Here is a 24,322-nt window from a genome sequence, read left to right as displayed (position 1 = left end):
GGCGCCCTGGGTGCCGGTTTTTTTATGCCTGTTCCGGCCCCTTCGCGGGTAAACCCGCTCCCACGGGTACTACACTGATTTCAGATTCTGTGGCGCACCTGTGGGAGCGGGTTCACCCGCGAAGAGGCCGGAACAGACAACACAACAACTACTGAATCTGCTCCGGCGTCACGATCACCCAGTTCTTGTCCGCCGTCACCGGCAACCCTTCCTTGGCCTGCGCCGCCGCATTCCTGGTAATCATGCCGTTAAGCTGGTCCATGTACTTGGCCTTGCGGTTTATCCACAGGTGGATGCCACCTTTGCCCACATCCACCCCGTGGAACTGCATGTAGCCATCGCTGGTCGGCGTGTCGCCGCCCACCAGCACCGGCTTCTTCCATTCATCGATGTAGGTCAGGATGGCCGCCTGCTTGCCCGCCATCCAGGTAGCCGGGGTCCACAGGTACGGGGTCAGCTCCAGCCCTTCGTTGGCCTTGGCATCGTAGTGGCCAGCAGTGATCTGCTTGCGTGCCGTGGTCAGTTGGCCATTACTGCGGTCCTTTAGCAGCAGGCTCACGCCGATCACGTTCTGCGGCTTCACGTTGTAGCCGTACCTGGGGTCCGAGGCGACCATGCGCACCAGCTCTTCGGAGGCCGCCGAAATCACGTACACCTCGATGCCATTCTCCATCAGCTTGTTGTACAGCTCGGCCTGGCCCTTGAAGACCTTGGGCGGCTGTACCTCGATGGTCTTGACCTGGTCGCCTTCGTAATAAGTACTGGGGATCGGCTTGGTAGAAGCCATCAGTTCATCCACCTGCACCTTCAACTCCTTCAGGGTAAAACCCGAGAACACCTGGGCCACCCACGGGTAGCAGACCATGTCGTCGACTTCGCACAACCGGTAGTAGTAGCTGAACAGGCTTTCCTTGTGCTCGGCAGTGTCCTTGAACGGCATCAGCTTCAGCGACGGGTCAAGCTTGTCGCGGCTCAGCAGGCCCTTGTTTTCCATGAACGGCAGCAAGGCTTCTTCAAGGTCATAGCGGTAGCTGGTGTTGTCCATGTCGAACACCGCGTAGTTACCCTTGTTGGCGTTGGCTGCAATCATGCTGTCGAGCTGCCGGGCGGCCTCAGCAGGCCAATGTTTGAGCTCGGTGGCGAAGGTTTCGATACTGAACAGCAGGGACAGGCCGATGGCGGCGGCTTTCACAGCGACTTTCATGTACGAATCTCCTGAAATGACCCAGAAACGCTAGTGCAACAATCCCCACTGCCAACCCTCGATAACGACCTCTATACAGCCGCAAACGCCGCGTTCATTGCAATCCGCGACACTTCGTTATTCCATAAACGACTATGCAAATTCCATTTGGGTATAAATTCGTTTGTTTTCAGGCTGTTAGCATTTCCGTTCGCAATCGCTCACAGAGGCGATGCCACCTCTGCTTTTTTCTGCTGGAGCTTCAATGAACCTGCCGCTGTCACTTAACCTGCTGGCGTTCCTGGCCCTGTTGCTGGGCCTGGCACAAACCCGCCGCACCGACTGGAGCCTGGCCAAGAAGGTACTGCTGGGCCTGGTGCTGGGCGTCGTCTTCGGCCTCGCCCTGCACACGATCTACGGCGCTGGCCACCCCGTGCTCAAGGCCACCATCGCCTGGCTCGACCTGGTCGGCAACGGCTATGTCGGCCTGTTGCAGATGATTGTCATGCCGCTGATCTTCGCCTCGATCCTCAGCGCCGTTGCGCGCCTGCACAATGCCTCGTCGCTGGGCCGCATCAGCGTACTGAGCATCGGCACCCTGCTGCTGACCACCGCCATTGCCGCGCTGATCGGCATCGTGCTGACCAACCTGTTCGGCCTGAGTGCCGAAGGCCTGGTGGCCGGTGTGCAGGAAAGCGCGCGCATGCAGGTTATCCACAGCGACTACGCCGGCAAGGTCGCCGACCTGAATATCCCGCAGTTGCTGCTGTCGTTCATCCCCAGCAACCCGGTGGGTGACCTGGCGCGGGCCAAGCCGACGTCGATCATCAGCGTGGTGATCTTCGCCGTGTTCGTCGGCCTGGCCGCGCTGCAGCTGATCAAGGACGATGCCGAGAAAGGCGAGCGCGCCCTGTCGGCCATCGACACCCTGCAAGCCTGGGTGATGCGCCTGGTGCGGGTGGTAATGAAACTGACCCCGTATGGCGTGCTGGCGTTGATGACCAAGGTGGTGGCCAGCTCGAACATGGAAGACATCCTCAAGCTGGGCAGCTTTGTGGTGGTGTCGTACCTGGGGCTGGGGCTGATGTTCGTGGTGCATGCCGTGATCCTGGCTGCGACCGGTGTGAGCCCGCTGCGCTTCTTCCGCAAAGTATGGCCGGTGCTGACCTTCGCCTTCACCAGCCGCTCCAGCGCCGCCAGCATTCCGCTGAACATCGAAGCGCAAACCCGCCGCCTGGGTGTGCCGCAGTCGATCGCCAGCTTCAGCGCATCGTTCGGCACCACCATTGGCCAGAACGGCTGCGCCGGCCTCTATCCCGCCATGCTGGCGGTGATGGTGGCACCGGCAGTGGGCATCGATACCTTCGACCCGTTGTGGATCGCTACCTTGGTCGCCATCGTCACGTTGAGTTCGGCTGGGGTTGCCGGCGTGGGTGGCGGTGCCACCTTTGCCGCGCTGATCGTGCTGCCGGCCATGGGCTTGCCGGTGGAGCTGGTGGCGTTGCTGATTTCGGTGGAGCCGCTGATCGACATGGGGCGTACGGCGCTGAACGTGAACGGTTCGATGACCGCGGGCGTGGTCACCAGCCAGCTGCTGAAAGAGACCGACAAGGACGTGCTGGCCGGCGATGAGCATGCCGAATTGAGCCACTCCTGACAGATCGCCGGGGGCGCTTCGCGCCCCCGACAATCTCAAACCTTGTCCCAAACCTCGAAGTGATAAGCAGGCTTACCTTCCTCAGCCTGTGCCTCACTCGACTCCAGCGTCCAATGCTCCTCATCAAACGCAGGGAACCAGGCATCCCCTTCCGGCGCCATTTCCACCCGCGTCAGGTACATGCGGCTGACCAGCCCTTTCTCCAGCGCCTGCCCATACAACTGCGCCCCGCCAATCAGCATCAGTTCTTCAACGCCCTGCTCGCGCGCCCACTGCTCGGCCCGCACCAGCGCCTCTTCAAGCGACGCAAATACCTCCGCGCCTGTCAGTTCAAGGCCGGGCTGGCGGCTGACGACGATATTCAACCGCCCAGGCAGCGGCCGCCCCAGCGAATCCCAGGTCTTGCGCCCCATGATGATCGGCTTGCCCAGGGTGGTGGCCTTGAAGTACTTGAAATCCCCCGGCAAATGCCAGGGCATGGAGTTGTCGATGCCAATCACGCGGTTCTCGGCGTAAGCCGCGATCAGGCTAAGGGGGAGTGATGTATTCATGCCAGCGAGGATAGCACCGGGCGTGTGGGTTATGCTTCTGCCCTGACCTGTGCAATGGAAGACCATGTGACTGAACCGACTCCACTGGACAAGCGCTGGCTCACCGAAGCGGTACGCCTGCGCGAGGAACACGCCGGCCCCCTGGAGGACCAGGAAGCCAACCGCCGCGCCCGCCAGTTGGGCGGCGACCTGGCGGCCCGCATCGAAACCCGTGCACTGTTCCTGGCCGAACGCGACGGCATGAGCGCCGCCCTGCGCCACTGGAAGCAAGGTGCGCGCCTGGCGCTGCTGGCCTTGTTGGTGATGGCCGTGCTCAGCGGCGCGGGCCTGGCCCTGGCCGCCCTGGGTGATGGGCAGCGACCGGTAAACGTATTCTGGGCCCTGGGCAGCCTGCTCGGGCTGAACCTGCTGATGCTGCTGGGCTGGGCCATCGGTTTTGCCCTGAGCGGCGAGCATGGCGCGGGGCTGGGGCGCCTGTGGCTATGGCTGAGTGAACGCTTTGCCCGCGATGCCCAGGCCGCACACCTGGCACCTGCACTGCTGGTGCTGCTGCAACGCCAACGCCTTAACCGCTGGCTGCTTGGCCTGCTGGTGCATGGCCTGTGGCTGCTGGCCATGCTCACCGCCCTGGGCATGCTGCTGGCCTTGCTGGCGACTCGGCGCTATGGCTTTGTCTGGGAAACCACGCTGCTTGCCGCCGACCCGTTCATCCACCTGACCCAAGCGCTGGGTGCCCTGCCTTCACTGCTGGGCTTTGCCGTGCCCGACGAAGCCATGATCCGCGCCAGCGGCGACACCATGCCGGCCCTGGAGCAAGCCCGGCAGGCCTGGGCCAGCTGGTTGCTAGGGGTGGTGCTGGTGTATGGCCTGTTACCACGCCTGGTACTGGCCGCATTGTGCCTGTGGCGCTGGCGCCAGGGCCGCGAGCGCCTGGCGCTGGACCTGAGCCTGCCCGGCTACGCGCAACTGCGTGATGCACTGATGCCACGCAGCGAACGCATCGGCGTGCAGGACGCCGCGCCCGAGGCCCTGCCACAGTTTGCCGCCGGCCAGCTGGAAAGCGGCAGCAGCGGTGCCCTGCTGGTGGGGCTGGAACTGGACGACCAGCGCCCCTGGCCGCCCGCCTTGCCGAAAAGCGTGATCGATGCCGGCGTGCTCGACAGCCGCGAGTCGCGCAACCGGCTGCTCGAACAACTCAGCCGCTTCCCCCCGGCACGCCTGGCCATCGCCTGCGACCCCCGGCGCTCGCCCGACCGCGGCAGCCTGGCGCTGCTCGCCGAACTGGCACGCAATGCCGGCGCAACCCGTATCTGGCTGCTGCAGGCTGCACCGGGCCAGGCCGTCGATGCCCAGCGCCTCGGCGATTGGCACGAAGCCCTGGACCGCCTTGGCCTGCAGCATGCCGACACCTCACCACTGACCTGGCTGGAGCATGGCCATGACTGAGCCACTGAAACTGGCCGTGGTCGGCCATACCAACGTCGGCAAGACTTCGCTACTGCGCACGCTGACCCGTGACGTCGGCTTTGGCGAAGTGTCCCACCGCCCCAGTACCACCCGCCATGTAGAAGGTGCGCGCTTGTCGGTGGACGGCGAACCCTTGCTGGAGCTGTACGACACCCCGGGCCTGGAGGACGCCATTGCCCTGCTCGACTACCTCGAGCGGCTGGAACGCCCGGGCGAGCGCCTGGACGGCCCGGCCCGCCTGGAGCGCTTTCTGCAGGGCAGCGAAGCGCGCCAGCGTTTCGAGCAGGAGGCCAAGGTGCTGCGCCAGTTGCTGGCCAGCGATGCCGGCCTGTATGTAATCGATGCGCGCGAGCCGGTGCTGGCCAAGTACCGCGATGAACTGGAAGTGCTGGCCAGCTGCGGCAAGCCATTGCTGCCGGTGCTCAACTTCGTCGCCAGCCACCAGCACCGCGAGCCGCAATGGCGTGAAGCCCTTGCCCGGCTTGGCCTTCACGCGTTGGTGCGGTTCGACAGCGTGGCCCCTCCCGAGGATGGCGAGCGCCGCTTGTACGAAAGCCTGGCCCTGCTGCTGGAGGACGCCCGCCCAGCCCTGCAACGGCTGATCGAGGACCAGCAGGCACAGCGCCTGGCCCGCCAGCACAGTGGCAAGCGCCTGATCGCTGAGCTGCTGCTGGACTGCGCCGCCTGCCGGCGCAGTGTAGAGGCCGAACCTGCGGCCGAAGCGCGTGCCATAGAGGCGCTGCGCCAGGACATACGCCAACGTGAACAGCGTTGTGTCGAAGCCTTGCTCAAGCTGTATGCCTTCCGCCGTGAAGATGCCCATGCCAGCGATTTGCCGTTGCTCGATGGCCGCTGGGGCGATGACCTGTTCAATCCTGAAACCCTGAAGCTGCTGGGCGTGCGCCTGGGCAGCGGCGTGGCGGCCGGAGCTGCAGCCGGGGCCGGGGTCGATCTGCTGGTCGGCGGGCTTACCCTCGGCGCGGCAGCGCTGGCCGGGGCGATTGCCGGCGGCGCGCTGCAGACGGCGCGCAACTATGGCTCGCGGTTGCTGGGCAAGCTCAAGGGCAAGCGCGAGCTGACCGTGGACGACACGGTATTGCGCCTGCTGGCTTTGCGTCAGCAGCAGTTGATGGTGGCGCTGGATAACCGCGGGCATGCGGCGCAAGACAGCATCAGGCTGGGTGAGCTGGATGAGAAGGCCTGGCGCGAGGGCAAGTTGCCAGAGGCACTGGTGAAGGCCCGGGCGCATCCGCAGTGGTCCACCCTCAACCCAGGGGCAAAGCTGAATCAGGCTGAGCGGCAGGAACAGCTGGAGGCACTGGTTTCCCAATTTTGAGTGGCCAGGTCTGGCCCCTTCGCGGGCACGCCCGCTCCCACAGCGATAGCGCACAGCCATGGACCTGCGCAGTACCTGTGGGAGCGGGCATGCCCGCGAAGAGGCCGGTACAGGTTACTGCTGGGCCACCTTCTCCGACTTGCCGTCGTAGCGCTTGCGCCACTCGGCCAGAATCTGGTCACGGTTCTGCGATGCCCAGGCAAAGTCGTTCTTGATCAGGCGCTGCTCATAGTCCGCCGGCAGCTCGGTCTGTGGCTTGGCGATGCCCGGCGCGGCCAGCACGGCGAAGTTTTCCTTGTACAGCTCCATGGCCGCCGGGCTGGCCGAGAAATCAGCCAGGCGCTTGGCCGCATCCGCCTTGGGCGAGCCCTTGATCACCGCAGTCGCCTCGATCTCCCAGCCCAGGCCTTCCTTGGGCAGCACGATGTCCAGCGGCGCGCCCTGGCGCTTGAGCTGCACGGCCGGGTACTCGAACGAGATACCGATCGGGAACTCGCCCGCAGCCGCCAGCTTGCATGGCTTGGAGCCGGAGTGAACGTACTGGCCGATGTTCTGGTGCAGCGCGTCCATGTAGGCCCAGCCTTGCGGCTCGCCAAAGGTCTGCAGCCAGGCGCTCACGTCAAGGAAGCCGGTACCCGACGAGGCCGGGTTCGGCATGACGATCTTGCCCTTGTACTCAGGCTTGGTCAGGTCCTGCCAGCTCACCGGCTTGCTCAGGCCCTGCTTCTCGGCCTCGATGGTGTTGAAGCAGATGGTCGCGGCCCACACGTCCATACCCACCCAGGCTGGTGGGTTGGCAGCGTCGCGGTAGTTGCCGGAAATCTTGCCCAGGTCCTTGGGTGCATAGGCTTCCAGCATGCCGTTCTGGTCAAGAATGGCCAGGCTGGACGCCGCCAGGCCCCACACCGCGTCGGCTTGCGGGCGGTCTTTTTCGGCCAGCAGCTTGGCGGTGATGATGCCGGTGGAATCGCGGACCCACTTGATCTCGATGTCAGGGTTGGCCTTCTCGAAGGCCTGCTTGTAGCTCTTGAGCTGCTCGGCTTCCAGCGCGGTGTAGACCGTCAGCTGGGTACCGGCGGCCGAAGCCTGCAGGCTGAACACGGCGCAAACGGCAGCGGCAAGTGCAAGGTGCTTGTACATGGGTAGGTTCCTTACAGGTCAGACGGTCGCGGCGCGTTGGCGCCAGGCTTGGGAGCGGCGCAGCAGGCCGCGTGAGGCTGCGGCCAGCAGCAGTGAAGCGCCGGCACTGGTCAGCAGAATCAGGGTGGACATGGCGGCGGCACCGCCAACGTTGCCGGCGTCATCCATGTTCAGCACGGCAACGGCCGCCAGGATGGTGTCGGGGCTGTACAGGAAGATCGCCGCCGACACGGTGGTCATCGCCGAAACGAACAGGTAGCGGATGATGTCCAGCAGCGCCGGCAGGCAGATCGGTACGGTCACGCGCAGGAAGTGCTTGTACAGCGGCGCCTTCAGCGACAGCGCGGCGGCCTCGAACTCGCCATCAAGCTGGCGCAGCGCGGTGGTTGCGGTCATCTGCGCAGTGGTCAGGTAATGGGCGATGGTGCACACCACCAACAGCCCCATGCTGCCGTACAGCACATGCAGCGGGTTGCCGTTCAGGTTGAAGAAGAAGACGTAACCCAGGCCCAGCACCAGGCCCGGCACGGCCATGGGGATGAAGCTGAGCAGGCGCAGCACCTGGTTGAGCAGCCGCTGGCCCTGGGTCTTCTCCATCAGGTAGGCACCGGTGAAGATCACGATGCTGCCGATCAGCGCGGTGCCGATGGCCATGCTCACGCTGTTGCGGTAGGCCAGCCAGCCGCCACCTGCGGTGTCTTCGAACATGTAGTGCCGCAGCGACAATGACAGGTTGTACGGCCAGAACGTGACCAGCGACGAATACACCGCCATGCCGATCACCAGCAGCAACACCGCGCACACCAGCAGCACAATGGCCAGGAAGCAGGCATCGCGGCCACGCGATGGCTTGGGCTCGAACACCTGGGCACGGCCGCTCATGGCCTCGCCCTGGCGCCGGCGCAGCCAGGCGTCGACGCTGAAGCTGAACAGGGCCGGCAACAACAGCACCATGCCGATGAGCGCACCACGGCCGAACTGTTGCTGGCCGACAACCGCCTTGTAGGCCTCCAGCGCCAGCACCTGATAGTCGCCACCAACCACCACCGGCACACCGAAGTCGGTGATGGTCAGGGTGAACACCAGGCAGAACGCCGCAAACACCGCCTGGCGCGTGGCCGGCCAGGTGATGCTGGTGAACGCCCGACCTGGGCCGGCGCCCATGCTGGAGGCAGCATCGAACAGCCGAGCATCGGCCAGCGACAGCGCCGACAGCAGAATCATCAGCGCATGCGGGAAGGTGTAGATGGCCTCGCCCAGCACGATGCCCCAGAAGCCGTAAATGTTGTCGCTGAGCAGCCCGCGCAGCAGCCCCTGGTTACCGAACAGGTAGACCAGGGCGATGGCCGGCAGCATCGACGGCGCCAGCAGCGGCAGCAGCGAAATCCCCCGCCACAGGCCCTTGGCCGGGATCAGCGTGCGCTGCAGGGCATAGGCAAACAAGTAGGCCAGCGGCACCACGATGGCCGCGACGGTGAAAGCCACCGACAAGCTGTTGCCCAGCAACCAGTGGAAGTTGTCGCTGGCGAACAGTTCACGGGCTGCCAGCAAGCCGCCGCCCTGGCCCGCGTCAGCGCTGAAGCCACGCCAGAAGATCGCCAGCAGCGGCATCAGCACGGCCAGCACCAACAGGACCAGCAGCAGGCTCTTGCCGCCGACGACGAACAACCGGTCACCCAGGGCGACGCCAGCACGCGCGGCTTTGGCCTGGCTCAGCGGCAGGGACATTGGCGCGGCCATCTCAGGCAAACACCTGCAGGCTCTGCGGCGGCAGCGCCACCCAGATGTCCTGCGAACCCAGGCGCGGCATGGCCTCGGGGGCCACCTCGGCCAGCAGGGCATGGCCTGGCAGGGCCTTGAGCTCAAAACTCATGCGGCAGCGGTTACCGAGGAAGGTGATTTCGCGGACCATGGCCGGGAACAGGTTTTCTTCGTGTACCACCGGGTTGACCGTGATCGCCTCCGGGCGGCAGAACAGCCGGCCGCTGCTGGCCTGGGCCGCCCCCGGGGCCAGGCGCATGTTCATGTCGCCGACCTGGGCATGGCTGTCGCCGCTGCGCTGGAACGGCAGCCAGTTGCCTTGGCCGACGAACTCGGCGACGAACGGCGTGGCCGGCTGGTCGTAGATTTCCTGCGGGGTGGCGTACTGCTCGACCTGGCCGTTGTTCATCACCGCTATGCGGTCGGCCATCAGCATGGCCTCGTCCTGGTTGTGGGTCACCATCAAGGTGGTGATGCCCAGCTGGCGTTGCAGCTGGCGCAGTTCGGTGCACAGGTGCTCGCGCACCCGGGCGTCCAGCGCCGACATCGGCTCATCGAGCAGCAGCAGGGACGGCGACGGCGCCAACGCCCGGGCCAGGGCCACACGTTGCTGCTGGCCGCCGGAGAGCTGGCCTGGGTACTTCTTCTCGCTGCCGCAAAGGCCTACCAGTTCGAGCATTTCGGCCACCCGCTGGCGGGTCTGCTCGCGGCCACTGCCGGTCAGGCCGTAGGCGATGTTGGCTTCGACGGTAAGGTTGGGGAACAGCGCGTAGGACTGGAACAGAATGCCGTAGTCACGGGCCTGGGGCGGCAGCTCGGAGATATCACGCTCGCCGATGTACAGCGTGCCGCGGTCCTGGCGCTCCAGGCCGGCTATGCAGCGCAGCAGGGTGGTTTTGCCACAGCCGGACGGGCCAAGCAGGCACACCAGTTCGCCGGCGGCGATGTCCAGCGATACATCGTTGAGCGCCGTAAAGGCACCGAAGCGCTTGTGGATGTTGCGCACTTGCATCTGTGCGCCGGGGGTGGTGTGGTTCATGGCAGGGCCTCATCGAAGAGATGGGGCCATGCTAGGAAGGCTGTGCGAAGGTTCTGTGGCTTTAAGGCAAAAGCCGGTGATAGTGGTATAGGCAGATTTTGTACTGGCTGTGAGGGCCCTATCGCCGGCAAGCCAGCTCCCACAGGTACACCTGCGCCCTTGAGAGCTATGCAGTCTCTGTGGGAGCTGGCTTGCCGGCGATAGGGCCAGTACAGCCATTAAAGAATTATCAGAAGTGCGAGCCGGCCACTTCCTGCGCCACCCCAAGAAAGGCAGCCGGCAACCGGGCCTGGCGCCGTTCTTTCAGGCAATACAGGTATTCATGCATCACCGGCGCATCCTCCAGCGCCAGCACCCGCAGCTCCGGGTTGTGGGGCACCTCGTGGCGGGCAATCACGCTGATGCCGATGTTGCGCAGCACCGCCTCGCGGATCGACTCGCGGCTGCCGATTTCCAGCAAAGCGCCAGCCTGGACCCCGGCCTCCTGCATCATCTGCTCGGTCAGCTTGCGGGTGGTCGAGCCCTTTTCGCGCATCAACAGGCAATGCCCGGCCACCACGTCGATGGATACCGTCTGGCGATGGGCCAACGGGTGGTTGCGGTGCACCGCCACCACCAGTGGATCGGTGCCCAGCACCCGCCGCACCAGCCGGGCGTCCTCCACCAGTTGCGACGACGCGGCGATATCCACCCGGTAGTCTTCGAGCATTTCCAGCACCTGCTGCGAGTTGCCGATCTCCACCGCTACATCCACCTGCGGCAAGCGTTCGCGGTAGATCTTCACCAGGTCGAGAATGTAGTAAGGCGCCGTGGCGGCGATGCGCAAGCTGCCTTGGGCCTGGCCGCTGTTGCGCAGCTCGAACTCGATGTCGGCCTCCTGTTGCAGCAGCGCCTTGACCATCGGCAGCAGTCGCACGCCCTCTTCGCTCAGCACCAGGCGCCGCCCGCCCCGGTAGAACAGCTCTACCGCGTAGTGGCTTTCCAGGTTGCGGATCTGCGTGGTCACCGTGGGCTGGCTGAGCCCGAGCTTCTTCGCCGCCAGGGTGATGCTGCCCAGGCGGGCCACCATGTAAAAGGCTTTTAGCTCCGAACTCAGCATGCACATCCTCTATTTGCGCAAAAGGCGCAAGCCGTTGAACACCACCAGCAAGCTCACGCCCATGTCGGCGAACACCGCCATCCACAGGGTGGCCATGCCGGCAAAGGTAATCGCCAGGAATATCGCCTTGACGCCCAACGCCAGAACAATGTTCTGCATGAGGATCGCCGCACTTTGGCGCGACAGCCTGACGAAGGCCGGGATTTTCCGCAAGTCGTCGTCCATCAGCGCCACATCGGCCGTTTCGATGGCGGTGTCGGTGCCGGCAGCGGCCATGGCAAAACCGATCTCGGCACGGGCCAGGGCCGGGGCGTCGTTGATGCCGTCACCCACCATGCCCACGCGATGGCCCTGTGCGTACAAGGCTTCGATGGTTTTGAGCTTGTCGCCTGGCAGCAGGTTGCCCTCGGCGCGGTCGATACCCACCACGGCGGCGATGGCCTGGGCGGTATGGGGATTGTCACCGGTCAGCATGACAGTCTTGATGCCCAGCTCATGCAGCTCGGCAATGGCCTGGCGGCTGCTGTCCTTGACCGTATCGGCCACAGCGAATAGGGCCAGCGGGCCACTGCGGTCAAGCAGCAGGACCACGGTCTTGCCCTGGCGCTCTAGCGCATCCAGCTGGGCTTCCAGCTCGGGTGAGCACAGCCCCAGCTCCTCCACCAGGCGGTGGTTGCCCAGGTGGTAGACCTCGCCAGCGATGGTGCCACGCACGCCGCGCCCGGCCAGGGCGGCGAAGTCGTCGACCTCGCTCAAGGCCAGGCCCTGCGCCTTGCCGAACTGGGCAATGGCGTGGGAAACCGGGTGGTCCGAACGCTCGCCCAGGCTGGCGGCCAGCGCTTGGGCGCGGTCTTCGAACAGCGCCACCAGTACCTTGGCGTCGGTCTGCACCGGCTTGCCGTGGGTGATGGTGCCGGTCTTGTCCAAGGCCAGGTAGTCCAGGTGGCGGCCGCCCTCCAGGTACACCCCGCCCTTGATCAGGATGCCTTTGCGCGCAGCAGCGGCCAGGCCGCTGACGATGGTCACCGGGGTGGAGATCACCAGGGCGCACGGGCACGCGACCACCAGCAGCACCAAGGCGCGGTACACCCAGTCGAACCAGGTTGCGGCCATGAACAGCGGCGGGATCACCGCCACGGCCAGGGCGATGGCAAACACCACCGGGGTATAGATACGCGAAAACTGGTCGACGAAGCGCTGGGTAGGCGCCCGCGCGCCTTGCGCTTCCTCCACAGCCTTGATGATCCGCGCCAGGGTCGATTGCCCCGCGCCAGCGGTAACGCGAAACTCCAGCGCACCCGCCTGGTTGATGGTACCGGCGAACAGTTTGTCGCCTACGGCCTTCTCCACAGGCAGGCTTTCGCCGGTGATCGGCGCCTGATCGACGCTGGACTGCCCATTGACCACTTCACCGTCCAGGCCGATGCGTTCGCCGGGGCGCACCCGCACCAAGGCGCCGATGGCCACCTCGCGCACCTCCACCTCGCGCCATTGGCCATCGGCCTGCTGCACCGTGGCCATGTCCGGGGTCAGTTGCATCAGCCCGCTGATGGCATTGCGCGCGCGGTCCAGCGAACGCGCTTCGATCAACTCGGCAACCGTGAACAGCACCATGACCATGGCCGCTTCCGGCCATTGGCCGATCAGCACCGCGCCGGTCACGGCAATACTCATCAGGGCGTTGATGTTGAGGTTGCGGTTTTTCAGGGCAATCCAGCCCTTCTTGTAGGTGCCCAGGCCGCAGCCAAGAATGGCTGCCAGCGCCAGTGCGGCCACCAGCCACTCCGGGGCCAGCGCGGCAAAGTGCACGATTTCGGCGGCGATGGCGGCGACACCCGACAATGCCAGCGGCCACCAGCGGGTCCTGGCCGGTTGTGGCGCGGCGGCGCTACTGTCGCCTTCGGCGTCCAGCGGCTCGGCCTTCATGCCCAAGCTGTCGATGGCCCGCTCAATATCGCCGGTATCGTCCAACGTGTGGCGCACGCCAAGCACGCGGTTGATCAGGTTGAATTCCAGCTGCTCAATACCCGCCAGCTTGCCCAGCTTGTCCTGGATCAGGGTTTGCTCGGTGGGGCAGTCCATGGCCTGGATGCGGAAGCGGCTGAGCTGTGCCTGGGCACTGGCCGTTTCAGTCAACTGCACCAGCGCCGGCGCGGCTTTGGCCCCGCAGCAGCTGTGGCCGTGGGCGGCGTGCCCATGGTCGTCATCGCCATGGGCGTGATCGTGCGGGTGCTTGTGTTCGTGGCTGACAGGCTGGTTCATGGGGTCGTCCTTAAAGTGAGCCTGTTGCCAAGTGAACACCCTGTAGCCACTATAGGGTCAAGCCACTTGTTGGAGATTTCGTGATGAAGATCGGAGAACTGGCCAAAGCCACAGACTGCGCGGTGGAAACCATCCGCTACTACGAGCGTGAAAACCTGCTGCCCGAGCCTGCCCGTACAGAAGGCAACTACCGGCTGTATACCCAGGCCCACGTGGAACGGCTGACCTTCATCCGCAACTGCCGAACCCTGGACATGACCCTGGACGAAATCCGCAGCCTGCTACGCCTGCGCGACAGCCCCGACGACTCGTGCGGCAGCGTCAATGCGCTGATCGACGAACACATCGAGCATGTGCAGGCGCGGATCGATGGCTTGGTGGCGTTACAAGAACAGCTGGTGGAGCTGCGGCGGCGCTGCAATGCGCAGGGCAGTGAGTGCGCGATCTTGCAGCAACTGGAGACGAACGGGGCGGTATCGGTGCCGGATACCGAGCATTCGCATGTCGGGCGAAGCCATGGGCATTGAAGTCGCCGGGGCTGCTTTGCAGCCCATCGCGACACAAGGCCGCTCCTACAGGGGGCGCAATCGCCTGTAGGAGCGGCCTTGTGTCGCGAAAGGGGCGCAAAGCGCCCCCAATAATCTAGAAAATCACACCGCCATCGGCGCTGTCATCGGCGCATGGTGCTCATAGCCTTCCAGCCAGAAATCACTCGGCTCGATCTTCTCCAACCACTCCGGCTCATACTTGCCAGTCTCGGCAAACGCCGGCACACGGTCGCTGATCACCAGCTTCGGCGCTTCCAGTGGCTCGCGCTTGAGCTGCTCGTTCAGCATGTCCAGGTGGTTTTCATACACATGGGCATCGCCGATGAAGTAGGTGAACCAGCGCGGGGTGTAACCGGTCAGGCGGCCGAACAGCGACAGCAGCGCCGCGCCTTCGGTGAGGTTGAACGGTGTGCCCAGGCCCAGGTCGTTGGAGCGGATGTAAAGGGTCAGGGAAATTTCCTTGGTCTCTACATTCGGGTGGAACTGGTACAGCAGGTGACACGGCGGCAGGGCCATTTCGTCCAGTTGCGCGCAGTTCCAGCCGTGGAACAGGATGCGGCGGCTGCCCGGGTCGTTGGCGATGGTGTCCAGGCACTGGCGCACTTGGTCGATGGCCTTGTACAGAATGACGAAGGCGACGCCGTCCTCTTCGTCCTGGGCGATACGGCGAAAGCCTGCCTTCTCGGCCATTTCGACAGCGGCCGGGTTGCTAAGCGGGATGCGCTTGTAGCCTGGCCACTGGCGCCATTGCACGCCGTAGATCTCGCCCAGGTCGTCATGGCCCTGGCGGAACGGGTTGGCCAGCCACTGGGCGTTCTCGTTGGCGTTCTGGTCCCAGACCTTGCAGCCCAGCTCACGGAATTCACCGGCGTTTTTCACGCCCCGCAGGAAGCCGACCATCTCGCCGATCGCCGACTTGAACGCCAGCTTGCGCGTGGTGATGGCCGGGAAGCCCTTCTGCAGGTCGAAGCGCAGCATGGCGCCCGGCATGCTGATGGTACGGATGCCGGTGCGATTGCCTTGCAACGTACCGTTCTCGATGACTTCACGGACCAGATCTAGATACTGTTTCATGACTTTCCTGTAACAAGAACGGCAGGAGGATCGCCCCTGCCGTGAAAATCATACGGCTGGATTTGCCGTAGGTTTGCGGTTGTAGGCCAACCAGATCAAGAAGATGCCGCCGACGATCATCGGCACGCAGAGCAACTGACCCATGGTCAACCAGCCGAAGGCAATGTAGCCAAGCTGGGCATCAGGCACCCGCACAAACTCCACGATAAAGCGGAAAATGCCGTAGAACAGCGCGAACATGCCGGAAACGGCCATGGTCGGGCGCGGTTTGCGCGAGTACAACCAGAGAATCACGAATAATGCCACACCTTCCAGGGCAAACTGGTACAGCTGCGACGGATGACGGGGCAACTGGGCAGGGTCGCTGAACGGCGGGAACACCATCGCCCACGGTACGTCGGTCGCCTTGCCCCACAGCTCGGCGTTGATGAAGTTGCCGATACGCCCGGCACCCAGGCCGATCGGCACCAGCGGGGCAACGAAGTCCATCAGCTCGAAGAACGACTTGTTGTTGCGCTTGCCGAACCACAAGGCCGCCAGCATCACCCCGATGAAGCCGCCGTGGAACGACATGCCGCCCTTCCACACCTCGAAGATCAGCGTCGGGTTGGCCAGGTAGGCATGCAGGTCGTAGAACAGCACATAACCCAGGCGGCCACCGACGATCACCCCCATCGATAGCCAGAACACCAGGTCGGACAGCTTCTCGCGGCTCCAGGTGGGGTCGAAGCGGTGCAGCCGGCGCGAAGCCAGCAGCCAGGCGCCGCCGATGCCGATCAGGTACATCAGCCCGTACCAATGGATTTTCAGCGGCCCGATGGCCAAGGCCACGGGATCTATCTGCGGGTAAGGCAGCATGGAACTTCCTCTCGATTCAAATCAAAAAGCTGAGGCCGACACAGAACAGCAGCGCTGCGAACAGGCGTTTCAACAAACGGGGCGACAGCTTGTGCGCCAGGCGCGCGCCAAAGCGGGCGAAAAACATGCTGGTCACGGCAATGCCGACCATCGCCGGCAGGTATACGTAACCCAGGCTGTGGGCCGGCAGGTGCTCCTCGTGCCAACCCAGCAGCATGAAGCTCAGGGCACTGGCCACGGCAATCGGCAGGCCACAGGCCGAGGACGTGGCCACCGCCTGCTGCATGGGCAGGCTGCGCCAGGTCAGGAACGGCACGGTCAGCGAACCACCGCCGATGCCGAAAATGGCCGACGCCCAGCCGATTACCCCGCCGGCCCCGATCAATGCAGGTTTGCCGGGAATGCCACGACTGGCCTTGGGCTTGAGGTCCAGCGCCATCTGCGCGGCGATGACCAGGGCGAACACGCCAATGATCTTTTGCAGCAGCGGGCCCTGGATCAGCGAGGCGGTCTTGGCCCCCACACCTGCCCCCAGGAGGATGCCGAGGGTCATCCAGGCGAAGATCGGCCATTGCACCGCACCCTTGCGATGGTGCTCAAGCACAGCGTTGATCGAAGTGAACACGATGGTTGCCAGTGACGTGCCGACTGCCAGGTGGGTCAGCACCGAAGCATCGAAGCCCTGCAAGGTGAAGCTGAACACCAGCACCGGCACGATAATGATGCCGCCGCCCACGCCGAACAGCCCGGCCAGCACACCGGCACAGGCGCCCAACAGCAGATAGAGCACGAATTCCATTCGGCTTCCCCGAAAAATCAATCCGGCATGGTAACGGAAGCCGGGCTCGGGGCTCTAGTGAACTCTGTGTCAGGATGGATCCGCCCCGCTGCTGTGGGTACAGTGACAAAAAACACAGAGGCCCAACCGATGTGCCTGATCGTATTTGCCTGGCGGCCGGGGCACACCCTGCCGCTGATCGTGGCGGCCAACCGCGACGAGTTCTATGCCCGCCCTACCCAGCCCTTGGCGGCCTGGGAGGATACGCCTGGGGTGCATGCCGGGCGCGACCTGGAAGCCGGGGGTACCTGGCTGGGGGTAGGCCCGCAGGGGCGCTTTGCCGCGCTGACCAACATCCGCGATCCGGGCCAGGCACTGGGCCCGCGCTCGCGGGGGGAACTGGTGGCGGCATACCTGCAGGGTGAACTTGGTGTCGAGGCTTACCTGGACCAGGTGGCCAGCCGCAGCGGGCAGTATTCGGGGTTCAACCTGCTGGTGGGTGATGGGCGACAGCTGGGTTACCTGCACGCCCGTGACGCCACGCCGTGCCTGCTGGACGCTGGGGTGTACGGGTTATCCAACGCAGGGCTGGATACGCCGTGGCCAAAGCTGGTGAAGGCACGTAGCGGGCTGGAGGGCCTGCTGGAAACGCCGGAGCCGGATCGGCTGCTGGCTTTGCTGGCGGATAACGAGCCGGCGGCGGATGGCGACCTGCCTGAGACAGGCGTGGGGGTGGCGACCGAGAAATTGCTGTCGAGCGTATTCATCGCCAGCCAGAACTACGGGACCCGGGCGAGTACGGTGCTGATCGTGGATGATCAGGGGCGAAGGCGGCTGATCGAGCGCAGTTTCGGGCCCTTTGGGGCTCATTTGGGTGAGATTGAAGTGCTGGTCTGATCATTTGATGCTGCTTGTGCCGGCCTCTTCGCGGGCTTGCCCGCTCCCACAGAAACCCCACAGGTCTCAGGCCTTGTGCGATCCCTGTGGGAGCGGGCAAGCCCGCGAAGAGGCCGGAACCGGCAACCCTAATTTCAGAGGGTTTTGTTGGCCCCTGGCCCGATCATCCGCGCCAACCCAAGGTTCTTCAGGGCCAGCTGCAACGAGCTGTGGATAACCTGCGGGTTGTCATGGCTCAAGGCCTCGGCCAGCAACTCCTTGGCCTTGCTCATGTTCACCTGACGCAGCATCCACTTCACCTTCGGCAGGTTGGTGGCGTTCATCGACAAGCTGTCGAAGCCCATGGCCATCAGCAGGATCGCCGCTGCCGGGTCACCGGCCATCTCACCGCAGATGCTCACCGGCTTGCCTTCGCCATGGGCGTCGCGCACTACAGTGCTCAGCGCTTGCAGCACCGCCGGGTGAAGGTAGTCGTACAGGTCGGCAACCCGCGGGTTGTTGCGGTCCACCGCCAGCAGGTACTGGGTCAGGTCGTTGGAGCCGACCGACAGGAAGTCCACCTGCCGCGCCAGTTCCTTGGTCTGGTACACCGCCGCAGGGATTTCCACCATCACGCCCACCGGCGGCATCGGCACGTCGGTGCCTTCGTCACGCACTTCGCCCCAGGCGCGGTGGATCAGGTGCAGCGCTTCTTCCAGCTCGTGGATGCCAGAAATCATCGGCAGCAGGATGCGCAGGTTGTTCAGGCCCTCGCTGGCCTTGAGCATGGCGCGGGTCTGCACCAGGAAAATTTCCGGGTGGTCGAGGGTGACGCGGATGCCGCGCCAACCCAGAAACGGGTTTTCTTCCTTGATCGGGAAGTACGACAGCGCCTTGTCACCACCGATGTCGAGGGTGCGCATGGTTACCGGCAGCGGGTGGAAGGCCGCCAACTGCTCACGGTAGATGGCCAGCTGCTCTTTCTCGCTGGGGAAGCGCTGGTTGATCATGAACGGCACTTCGGTGCGGTACAGGCCTACCCCTTCGGCGCCGCGCTGCTGGGCACGGGCGACGTCGGCCAGCAGGCCGGTGTTTACCCACAGCGGCATGCGATGGCCGTCGGGGGTGACGCACGGCAGTTCGCGCAAGGCATCCAGGCCCTGGGCCAGCTGGCGCTCTTCCTCGACCACTTCGCTGTACTGCTTGCGCAGCACTTCGCTGGGGTTGGTGAACACCTCGCCCTTGTAACCGTCGACAATCAGTTCGATACCGTCGACCTTGGAGTACGGCAGGTCGACCAGGCCCATCACCGTGGGGATGCCCATGGCGCGAGCGAGGATTGCGACGTGGGAGTTGCCCGAACCCAGTACCGAGACCAGGCCCACCAGCTTGCCTTCCGGCACTTCGCCGAGCATGGCCGGTGTCAGCTCTTCACTGACGAGGATGGTGTTGTCGGCATACACCAGCGACTGCGAGCGGGCTTCCTGCAGGTAGGCCAGCAGGCGCCGGCCCAGGTCCTTGACGTCGGAGGCGCGCTCGCGCAGGTAGTCATCGTCCATCAGCTCGAAGCGGCTGACGTGCTCGCCCACCACCTGGCGCAGGGCGCCCTGCGCCCACTGGCCGGTCTTGATGACTTCGGTCACCTCGCCACCCAGCGCTGCATCTTCGAGCATCATCAGGTACACATCGAACAATGCGCGCTCTTCAGGGCGCAGCTGCGTGGCCAGCTTGGCCGACAGCTTGCGCATGTCAGCGCGCACGCCCTCAAGGGCGTTCTGGAACAGCTTGAGTTCAGCGTCGATGTCATCGACGGCCTTGTCCGGCACCACCTCCAGGTCGGCTGGCGGCAACATCACCACCGCGCGGCCCACGGCAGCGCCAGGCGAGCCAGGCACACCAACGAAGCGCGCTTCCTGGATACCCTTGCCCTGGCGGCCAAGGCCACGAATCGAGCCAGTGGCTTCAGCGTGGGCAATTACCCCGGCGAGCTGGGCGCTCATGGTGACCAGGAAGGCTTCTTCGCCTTCGTCGAACTGGCGGCGCTCTTTTTGCTGGATGACCAACACCCCGACCACGCGGCGGTGGTGAATGATCGGTGCACCCAGGAAGGAGGCGAATTTTTCTTCACCGGTTTCGGCAAAGTAGCGGTAACGCGGGTGGTCGGCGGCGTTTTCCAGGTTCAGCGGCTCTTCCCGCGTACCTACCAGGCCAACCAGGCCTTCGTTGGGGGCCATGCTGACCTTGCCGATGGAGCGCTTGTTCAGGCCTTCGCTGGCCATCAGCACGAAGCGGTTGGTTTCCGGGTCGAGCAGGTAGACGGAGCAGACCTGGCTGCCCATGGCCTCCTTGACGCGCAAGACAATGATCCCCAACGCCGACTTGAGATCTTTGGCGGAGTTTACTTCCTGGACGATCTTGCGCAGCGTATTGAGCATGGCTCGGGGTCGAACTCCGTCGTCAGTCGCGCGTCAGCAGACGCGGTGCTAGCTCTTTCAGGGCGCGTCGGTACACCTCGCGCTTGAATGTCACAACCTGGCCCAGCGGATACCAATAGCTTACCCAGCGCCAGCCGTCGAACTCCGGCTTGCCGGTCAGGTCCATCCGCACCCGTTGTTCGTTGCTGACCAGCCGTAGCAGAAACCACTTCTGCTTCTGGCCAATGCACAGCGGCTGGCTGTGGGTACGTACCAATCGCTGGGGTAAACGATAACGCAACCAGCCACGGGTGCAGGCAAGAATTTCCACATCGTCGCGTTCAAGGCCAACTTCTTCGTTCAGCTCGCGGTACAGGGCGTCTTCCGGCGTCTCGTCAGGGTTGATACCACCCTGGGGGAATTGCCAGGCATCCTGGTTGATCCGTCGAGCCCATAGCACCTGCCCGGCATCATTCGTGAGAATGATCCCGACATTGGGGCGAAAACCATCCGGGTCGATCACGGCAGCAACCTCGCAAACGCATGTCACCGCATTGTTCCACAAAGCTTGCGAGCGCAGCAACGCGCCCGCCAAGCTTATGTGCAGCAGCGTGAAAACTCCGTATTCTGCGGGCCTACCCTGTGGCTGATGCGAGTGACCGCGATGCGCCTGGCTTTATTCGACCTGGACAATACCCTCCTCGGTGGCGACAGCGACCATGCCTGGGGTGACTACCTTTGCGAGCGCGGCATTCTCGACCCGGTCGCCTACAAGCAACGCAATGACGGCTTCTACCAGGAATACCTCAACGGCACCCTGGACCTGCAGGCCTACCTGGCCTTTTCCATGGAGATCCTGGCGGCAACGCCTGTGGCCAAGCTCGACGAATGGCACCGCGACTTCATGCGTGACTGCATCGAGCCAATCATCCTGCCCAAGGCCCTGGCCTTGCTGCAGCAGCACCGCGAGGCGGGCGACCAGCTGGTGATCATTACCGCCACCAACCGTTTCGTGACCGCCCCGATTGCCCGACGCCTGGGGGTGCGAGTGTTGCTGGCAACCGAATGCGAAATGCGCGACGGCCGCTATACCGGGCGCAGTACCGATATACCGTGTTTCCGTGAAGGCAAAGTGACGCGGCTGGAGCGCTGGATGCTGGAGAACGGCTTTGACCTGGAAGACAGCTACTTCTATAGCGACTCGATGAACGATTTACCGCTGTTGCAGCAGGTGTCGCATGCGGTGGCGGTGGACCCGGACCCGAACCTGCGGGCCGAGGCCGAGAAGCGCGGGTGGCCGGTGGTTTCGCTGCGGGATTGAGGTTTTCCTGGGCCGGCCCTTTCGCGGGTGAACCCGCTCCCACAGGTACTGCGCTGCCCTCAGGCCTTGTGCAGTCCCTGTAGGAGCGGGTTTACCCGCGAAGAGGCCGGTACGGGCAACCCAGGACTGTCAGACTGGCTTGGCGCCCATCAGCCCGGCAATGGACAGGAAGCAGACCCCGCTGAACACCGCCAACGCCAGGGTAAACCGCAGCCCCACCACTTCAGCCTTGCGCAGCCGGTTCAGCCGCACCAGCAGCCACCACACGGCAAAGGCGCCGACGGTATAGATGACGCTGGACGCCAGTACCCAGGTCTGCCCCAGCGGCCAGCCCACCAGGTGCACCAGCCACCAGCCTGTAAACGGCATGCTCACCAGGCACAGGCCCATCACCAGCCAGACAAACACCAACGGCCGGCGCAACAGCTTGGCATAGGCCTCGGTATCGCCCCGTCGGCGGGCGCGCACCGTCCACACTGCCAGGCCCAGGGCGCCCAGAAACAGCAGTGCGGTGGCGATGATGTGCAGGGTCTTGAGGGTGGTCAGGTGTTCCATGTCTTCACATCCTTGAGCGATAAGCCAAGCTTAGCCGCTCAGCCCAGGAACAGCTTGTACGCCGGGTTCTCGGTCTCGTCCCAATAGGGGTAGCCGATCTTGGCCAGCGCCGCCGGCACCAGGTGGCGCTCCTCCTCCGGCACCTGCAGCCCCGCCACCACGCGCCCGTCAGCCGCGCCATGGTTGCGGTAATGGAACATCGAGATGTTCCAGCGCCCGCCCAGCTTGTTGAGGAAATTGAACAACGCCCCCGGCCGCTCGGGGAATTCGAAGCGCAACACCATTTCATCGCTGGCACCGGCCGAATGGCCGCCAACCATGTGACGAATGTGCAGCTTGGCCAGTTCGTTGTCGGTCAGGTCGGTAACCGGAAAGCCCTGCTCGGTCAGATGCTGCACCAGCGCCGCCCGCGGGTCGTTTTCAGGGTGGGTCTGCACACCGACGAAGATGTGCGCCTCGTCGGAGGTGTGCTTGCGGTAGTTGAATTCGGTGATCTGGCGTTTGCCGATAGCCTCGCAGAAGGCCTTGAAGCTGCCCGGGCGCTCCGGGATGGTCACTGCGATGATCGCCTCGCGCTTCTCACCCAGCTCGGCACGCTCGGCCACATGGCGCAGGCGGTCGAAATTGACGTTGGCGCCGGAGTCGATGGCCACCAGCGTCTGCCCGGTCACGCCATACAGCTCGACGTATTTCTTGATGCCCGCCACGCCCAAGGCGCCGGCAGGCTCGGTGATCGAGCGGGTATCGTCGTAGATATCCTTGATAGCTGCACAGATCTCGTCGGTGCTGACCGTCACCACTTCATCCACATGGTGGCGGCAGATATCGAATGTGTGCTGGCCGATCTGCGCCACCGCCACGCCGTCGGCAAACAACCCGACCTGTGGCAGCACCACACGCTCACCGGCAGCCATCGCGGCCTGCAGGCAGTTGGAATCGTCGGGCTCGACACCGATCACTTTGATTTCCGGGCGCAGGTACTTCACATAGGCGGCAATGCCGGCGATCAGGCCACCCCCGCCCACGGGCACGAAGATGGCGTCCAGCTGGCCAGGATGCTGACGCAGGATTTCCATGGCTACGGTGCCCTGCCCGGCAATGGTGTGCGGGTCGTCGTACGGGTGGACGTAGACGAAGCCCTTCTCCTCGACCAGTTTCAGCGAATAGGCCAGCGCCTCGGGGAATGAGTCGCCATGCAGCACGACCTTGCCACCGCGCGAGCGCACACCTTCGATCTTGATCTCCGGGGTGGTCTTGGGCATCACGATAGTGGCCTTGATGCCCATCTCGCGCGCAGCCAGGGCCAGGCCCTGGGCGTGGTTACCAGCCGAGGCGGTGACCACGCCACGGGCCAGTTCTTCTGCCGTCAGCTGCGCCAGCTTGTTATAGGCGCCGCGGATCTTGAACGAGAACACCGGCTGCAGGTCTTCACGCTTGAGCAAAATCTGGTTGCCCAGGCGCTTGCTCAGCTGCCCGGCGCTCTGCAGCGGGGTTTCGACGGCAACGTCATAGACGCGTGAGGTGAGGATCTTCTTGACGTACTGTTCGAGCATCGGGAAAGCATCACTGGGCCGCGGGACAAGGGCTGCGAGTCTACCCCAGCGCTACGTCGGGCGACCACAGCAAAGCCGCCCAAGCCGTTATACTAGGCAACTTTGAAAACCGCCCTGCCCCATTCGGAGCCCGCATGACCCAGGACCAACTCAAACAGGCCGTCGCCCAGGCCGCTGTCGACTTCATTCTGCCCAAGCTGGATGAAAAGAGCGTCGTCGGCGTCGGTACCGGTTCGACTGCCAACTTCTTCATCGACGCCCTGGCTCAGCACAAGACCGCCTTCGACGGCGCAGTCGCCAGCTCCGAAGCCACTGCCCAGCGTCTGAAGGGTCATGGCATCCCGGTGTACGAGCTGAACAGCGTCAGCGAGCTGGAATTCTACGTGGACGGCGCCGACGAGAGCGACGCGCACCTGAACCTGATCAAGGGCGGCGGTGCGGCCCTGACCCGCGAGAAGATCGTCGCGGCCGTGGCCAAGACCTTCATCTGCATCGCCGACGGCAGCAAACTGGTGCCGGTACTGGGTGCTTTCCCGCTGCCGGTCGAAGTGATCCCGATGGCTCGCAGCCATGTGGCACGCCAGCTGGTCAAGCTGGGCGGCGACCCCGTGTACCGCGAAGGCGTGGTCACCGACAACGGCAACGTGATCCTCGACGTGCACAACCTGAAGATCACCAACCCGGTGGAGCTGGAAGCGCAGATCAACGCCATCGTCGGTGTGGTGACCAACGGCCTGTTCGCGGCGCGGCCGGCGGACCTGCTGCTGCTGGGTACCTCTGAAGGTGTGAAAACCCTCAAGGCCGAGTGATGGCAATCGCCGGCAAGCCAGCTCCCACAGGTACTGCACAG

Annotated in this window: 21 protein-coding genes; 7 read left to right on the top strand and 14 right to left on the bottom strand. The window is 64.2% G+C overall.

The window, feature by feature from the left end; all coding sequences use genetic code 11:
- Window positions 1-148: 148 nt before the first annotated feature.
- Window positions 149-1,204, bottom strand: a complete 1,056-nt coding sequence (locus N805_RS23680; RefSeq protein WP_019473234.1) for a phosphorylcholine phosphatase — start codon at window positions 1,202-1,204, stop codon at window positions 149-151.
- 244 nt (window positions 1,205-1,448) lie between these two features.
- Between N805_RS23680 and N805_RS23675 the strand changes: the two genes are divergently transcribed.
- Window positions 1,449-2,840: an L-cystine transporter gene (locus tag N805_RS23675; RefSeq protein ID WP_019473235.1), complete on the top strand. Its 1,392-nt coding sequence runs from the start codon at window positions 1,449-1,451 to the stop codon at window positions 2,838-2,840.
- A gap of 35 nt (window positions 2,841-2,875) precedes the next feature.
- Here the strand turns inward: N805_RS23675 and N805_RS23670 are convergent, their stop codons facing one another.
- Complete coding sequence (locus N805_RS23670) at window positions 2,876-3,391, bottom strand: dihydrofolate reductase (protein WP_019471137.1); 516 nt, start codon at window positions 3,389-3,391, stop codon at window positions 2,876-2,878.
- A gap of 54 nt (window positions 3,392-3,445) precedes the next feature.
- On the opposite strand from N805_RS23670, the gene N805_RS23665 reads away from it, so the two are divergent.
- Complete coding sequence (locus N805_RS23665; RefSeq protein ID WP_019471136.1) at window positions 3,446-4,837, top strand: DUF2868 domain-containing protein; 1,392 nt, start codon at window positions 3,446-3,448, stop codon at window positions 4,835-4,837.
- Window positions 4,830-6,194, top strand: coding sequence for a GTPase/DUF3482 domain-containing protein (locus N805_RS23660; protein WP_019471135.1), 1,365 nt, complete (start codon window positions 4,830-4,832; stop codon window positions 6,192-6,194). The genes N805_RS23665 and N805_RS23660 overlap by 8 nt, the downstream gene beginning before the upstream one ends.
- Window positions 6,195-6,308: 114 nt before the next feature.
- On the opposite strand, the gene N805_RS23655 is transcribed toward N805_RS23660, so the two are convergent.
- From N805_RS23655 to N805_RS23635, 5 genes are all read right to left on the bottom strand, one after another.
- Window positions 6,309-7,334, bottom strand: a complete 1,026-nt coding sequence (locus N805_RS23655; protein ID WP_019471134.1) for a putative 2-aminoethylphosphonate ABC transporter substrate-binding protein — start codon at window positions 7,332-7,334, stop codon at window positions 6,309-6,311.
- 18 nt (window positions 7,335-7,352) lie between these two features.
- Entirely contained in the window at window positions 7,353-9,074 is a 1,722-nt protein-coding gene (locus tag N805_RS23650) for a putative 2-aminoethylphosphonate ABC transporter permease subunit (protein WP_019471133.1), read from the bottom strand.
- 1 nt (window position 9,075) lies between these two features.
- Complete coding sequence (locus tag N805_RS23645; RefSeq protein ID WP_019471132.1) at window positions 9,076-10,134, bottom strand: putative 2-aminoethylphosphonate ABC transporter ATP-binding protein; 1,059 nt, start codon at window positions 10,132-10,134, stop codon at window positions 9,076-9,078.
- A gap of 229 nt (window positions 10,135-10,363) precedes the next feature.
- The gene (locus tag N805_RS23640) at window positions 10,364-11,233 is read right to left on the bottom strand and encodes a LysR family transcriptional regulator (protein ID WP_028614099.1); all 870 of its coding nucleotides are present in this window, start codon (window positions 11,231-11,233) and stop codon (window positions 10,364-10,366) included.
- A 9-nt stretch (window positions 11,234-11,242) separates the two neighbouring features.
- Window positions 11,243-13,495: a heavy metal translocating P-type ATPase gene (locus N805_RS23635; RefSeq protein ID WP_019471130.1), complete on the bottom strand. Its 2,253-nt coding sequence runs from the start codon at window positions 13,493-13,495 to the stop codon at window positions 11,243-11,245.
- Between the two features lie 83 nt (window positions 13,496-13,578).
- On the opposite strand from N805_RS23635, the gene cadR reads away from it, so the two are divergent.
- Entirely contained in the window at window positions 13,579-14,022 is a 444-nt protein-coding gene (gene cadR, locus N805_RS23630) for a cadmium resistance transcriptional regulator CadR (protein WP_016489679.1), read from the top strand.
- Between the two features lie 123 nt (window positions 14,023-14,145).
- On the opposite strand, the gene N805_RS23625 is transcribed toward cadR, so the two are convergent.
- From N805_RS23625 to N805_RS23615, 3 genes are read right to left on the bottom strand one after another with little or no spacing between them, the layout of a single operon-like run.
- Window positions 14,146-15,117 carry a thymidylate synthase gene (locus N805_RS23625; RefSeq protein ID WP_019471129.1) on the bottom strand — a complete coding sequence of 324 codons (972 nt, stop codon included), beginning with the start codon at window positions 15,115-15,117 and terminating at the stop codon, window positions 14,146-14,148.
- 48 nt (window positions 15,118-15,165) lie between these two features.
- Entirely contained in the window at window positions 15,166-15,975 is an 810-nt protein-coding gene (gene lgt / locus N805_RS23620; protein ID WP_019471128.1) for a prolipoprotein diacylglyceryl transferase, read from the bottom strand.
- A gap of 16 nt (window positions 15,976-15,991) precedes the next feature.
- Entirely contained in the window at window positions 15,992-16,774 is a 783-nt protein-coding gene (locus N805_RS23615) for a sulfite exporter TauE/SafE family protein (RefSeq protein WP_016502104.1), read from the bottom strand.
- Window positions 16,775-16,903: 129 nt separating this feature from the next.
- Between N805_RS23615 and N805_RS23610 the strand changes: the two genes are divergently transcribed.
- Window positions 16,904-17,650, top strand: coding sequence for an NRDE family protein (locus tag N805_RS23610; protein WP_019471127.1), 747 nt, complete (start codon window positions 16,904-16,906; stop codon window positions 17,648-17,650).
- A 134-nt stretch (window positions 17,651-17,784) separates the two neighbouring features.
- Here N805_RS23610 and ptsP read toward each other — a convergent pair whose 3' ends face one another.
- The gene (gene ptsP / locus N805_RS23605; RefSeq protein WP_019471126.1) at window positions 17,785-20,064 is read right to left on the bottom strand and encodes a phosphoenolpyruvate--protein phosphotransferase; all 2,280 of its coding nucleotides are present in this window, start codon (window positions 20,062-20,064) and stop codon (window positions 17,785-17,787) included.
- Between the two features lie 22 nt (window positions 20,065-20,086).
- A complete protein-coding gene (locus tag N805_RS23600) occupies window positions 20,087-20,566 on the bottom strand; it encodes an RNA pyrophosphohydrolase (protein ID WP_003249017.1) in 480 nt (159 codons plus the stop codon).
- A gap of 141 nt (window positions 20,567-20,707) precedes the next feature.
- Here N805_RS23600 and N805_RS23595 point away from each other — a divergent pair, with 141 nt between their 5' ends.
- Window positions 20,708-21,364 carry an HAD family hydrolase gene (locus tag N805_RS23595; protein ID WP_026034424.1) on the top strand — a complete coding sequence of 219 codons (657 nt, stop codon included), beginning with the start codon at window positions 20,708-20,710 and terminating at the stop codon, window positions 21,362-21,364.
- A gap of 129 nt (window positions 21,365-21,493) precedes the next feature.
- Here the strand turns inward: N805_RS23595 and N805_RS23590 are convergent, their stop codons facing one another.
- Window positions 21,494-21,919: a DUF2269 domain-containing protein gene (locus N805_RS23590; protein ID WP_019471124.1), complete on the bottom strand. Its 426-nt coding sequence runs from the start codon at window positions 21,917-21,919 to the stop codon at window positions 21,494-21,496.
- A 38-nt stretch (window positions 21,920-21,957) separates the two neighbouring features.
- Window positions 21,958-23,472, bottom strand: a complete 1,515-nt coding sequence (gene ilvA / locus N805_RS23585; protein WP_019471123.1) for a threonine ammonia-lyase, biosynthetic — start codon at window positions 23,470-23,472, stop codon at window positions 21,958-21,960.
- Between the two features lie 134 nt (window positions 23,473-23,606).
- Between ilvA and rpiA the strand changes: the two genes are divergently transcribed.
- Entirely contained in the window at window positions 23,607-24,281 is a 675-nt protein-coding gene (rpiA, locus tag N805_RS23580; protein ID WP_019471122.1) for a ribose-5-phosphate isomerase RpiA, read from the top strand.
- Window positions 24,282-24,322 lie beyond the last annotated feature (41 nt).

This window comes from Pseudomonas putida S13.1.2 (assembly GCF_000498395.2).
Lineage (GTDB): Bacteria > Pseudomonadota > Gammaproteobacteria > Pseudomonadales > Pseudomonadaceae > Aquipseudomonas > Aquipseudomonas putida_Q.
The sequence above is the reverse complement of the archived record's forward strand: the minus strand, read 5'-3'. Positions and strand labels throughout refer to the sequence as shown.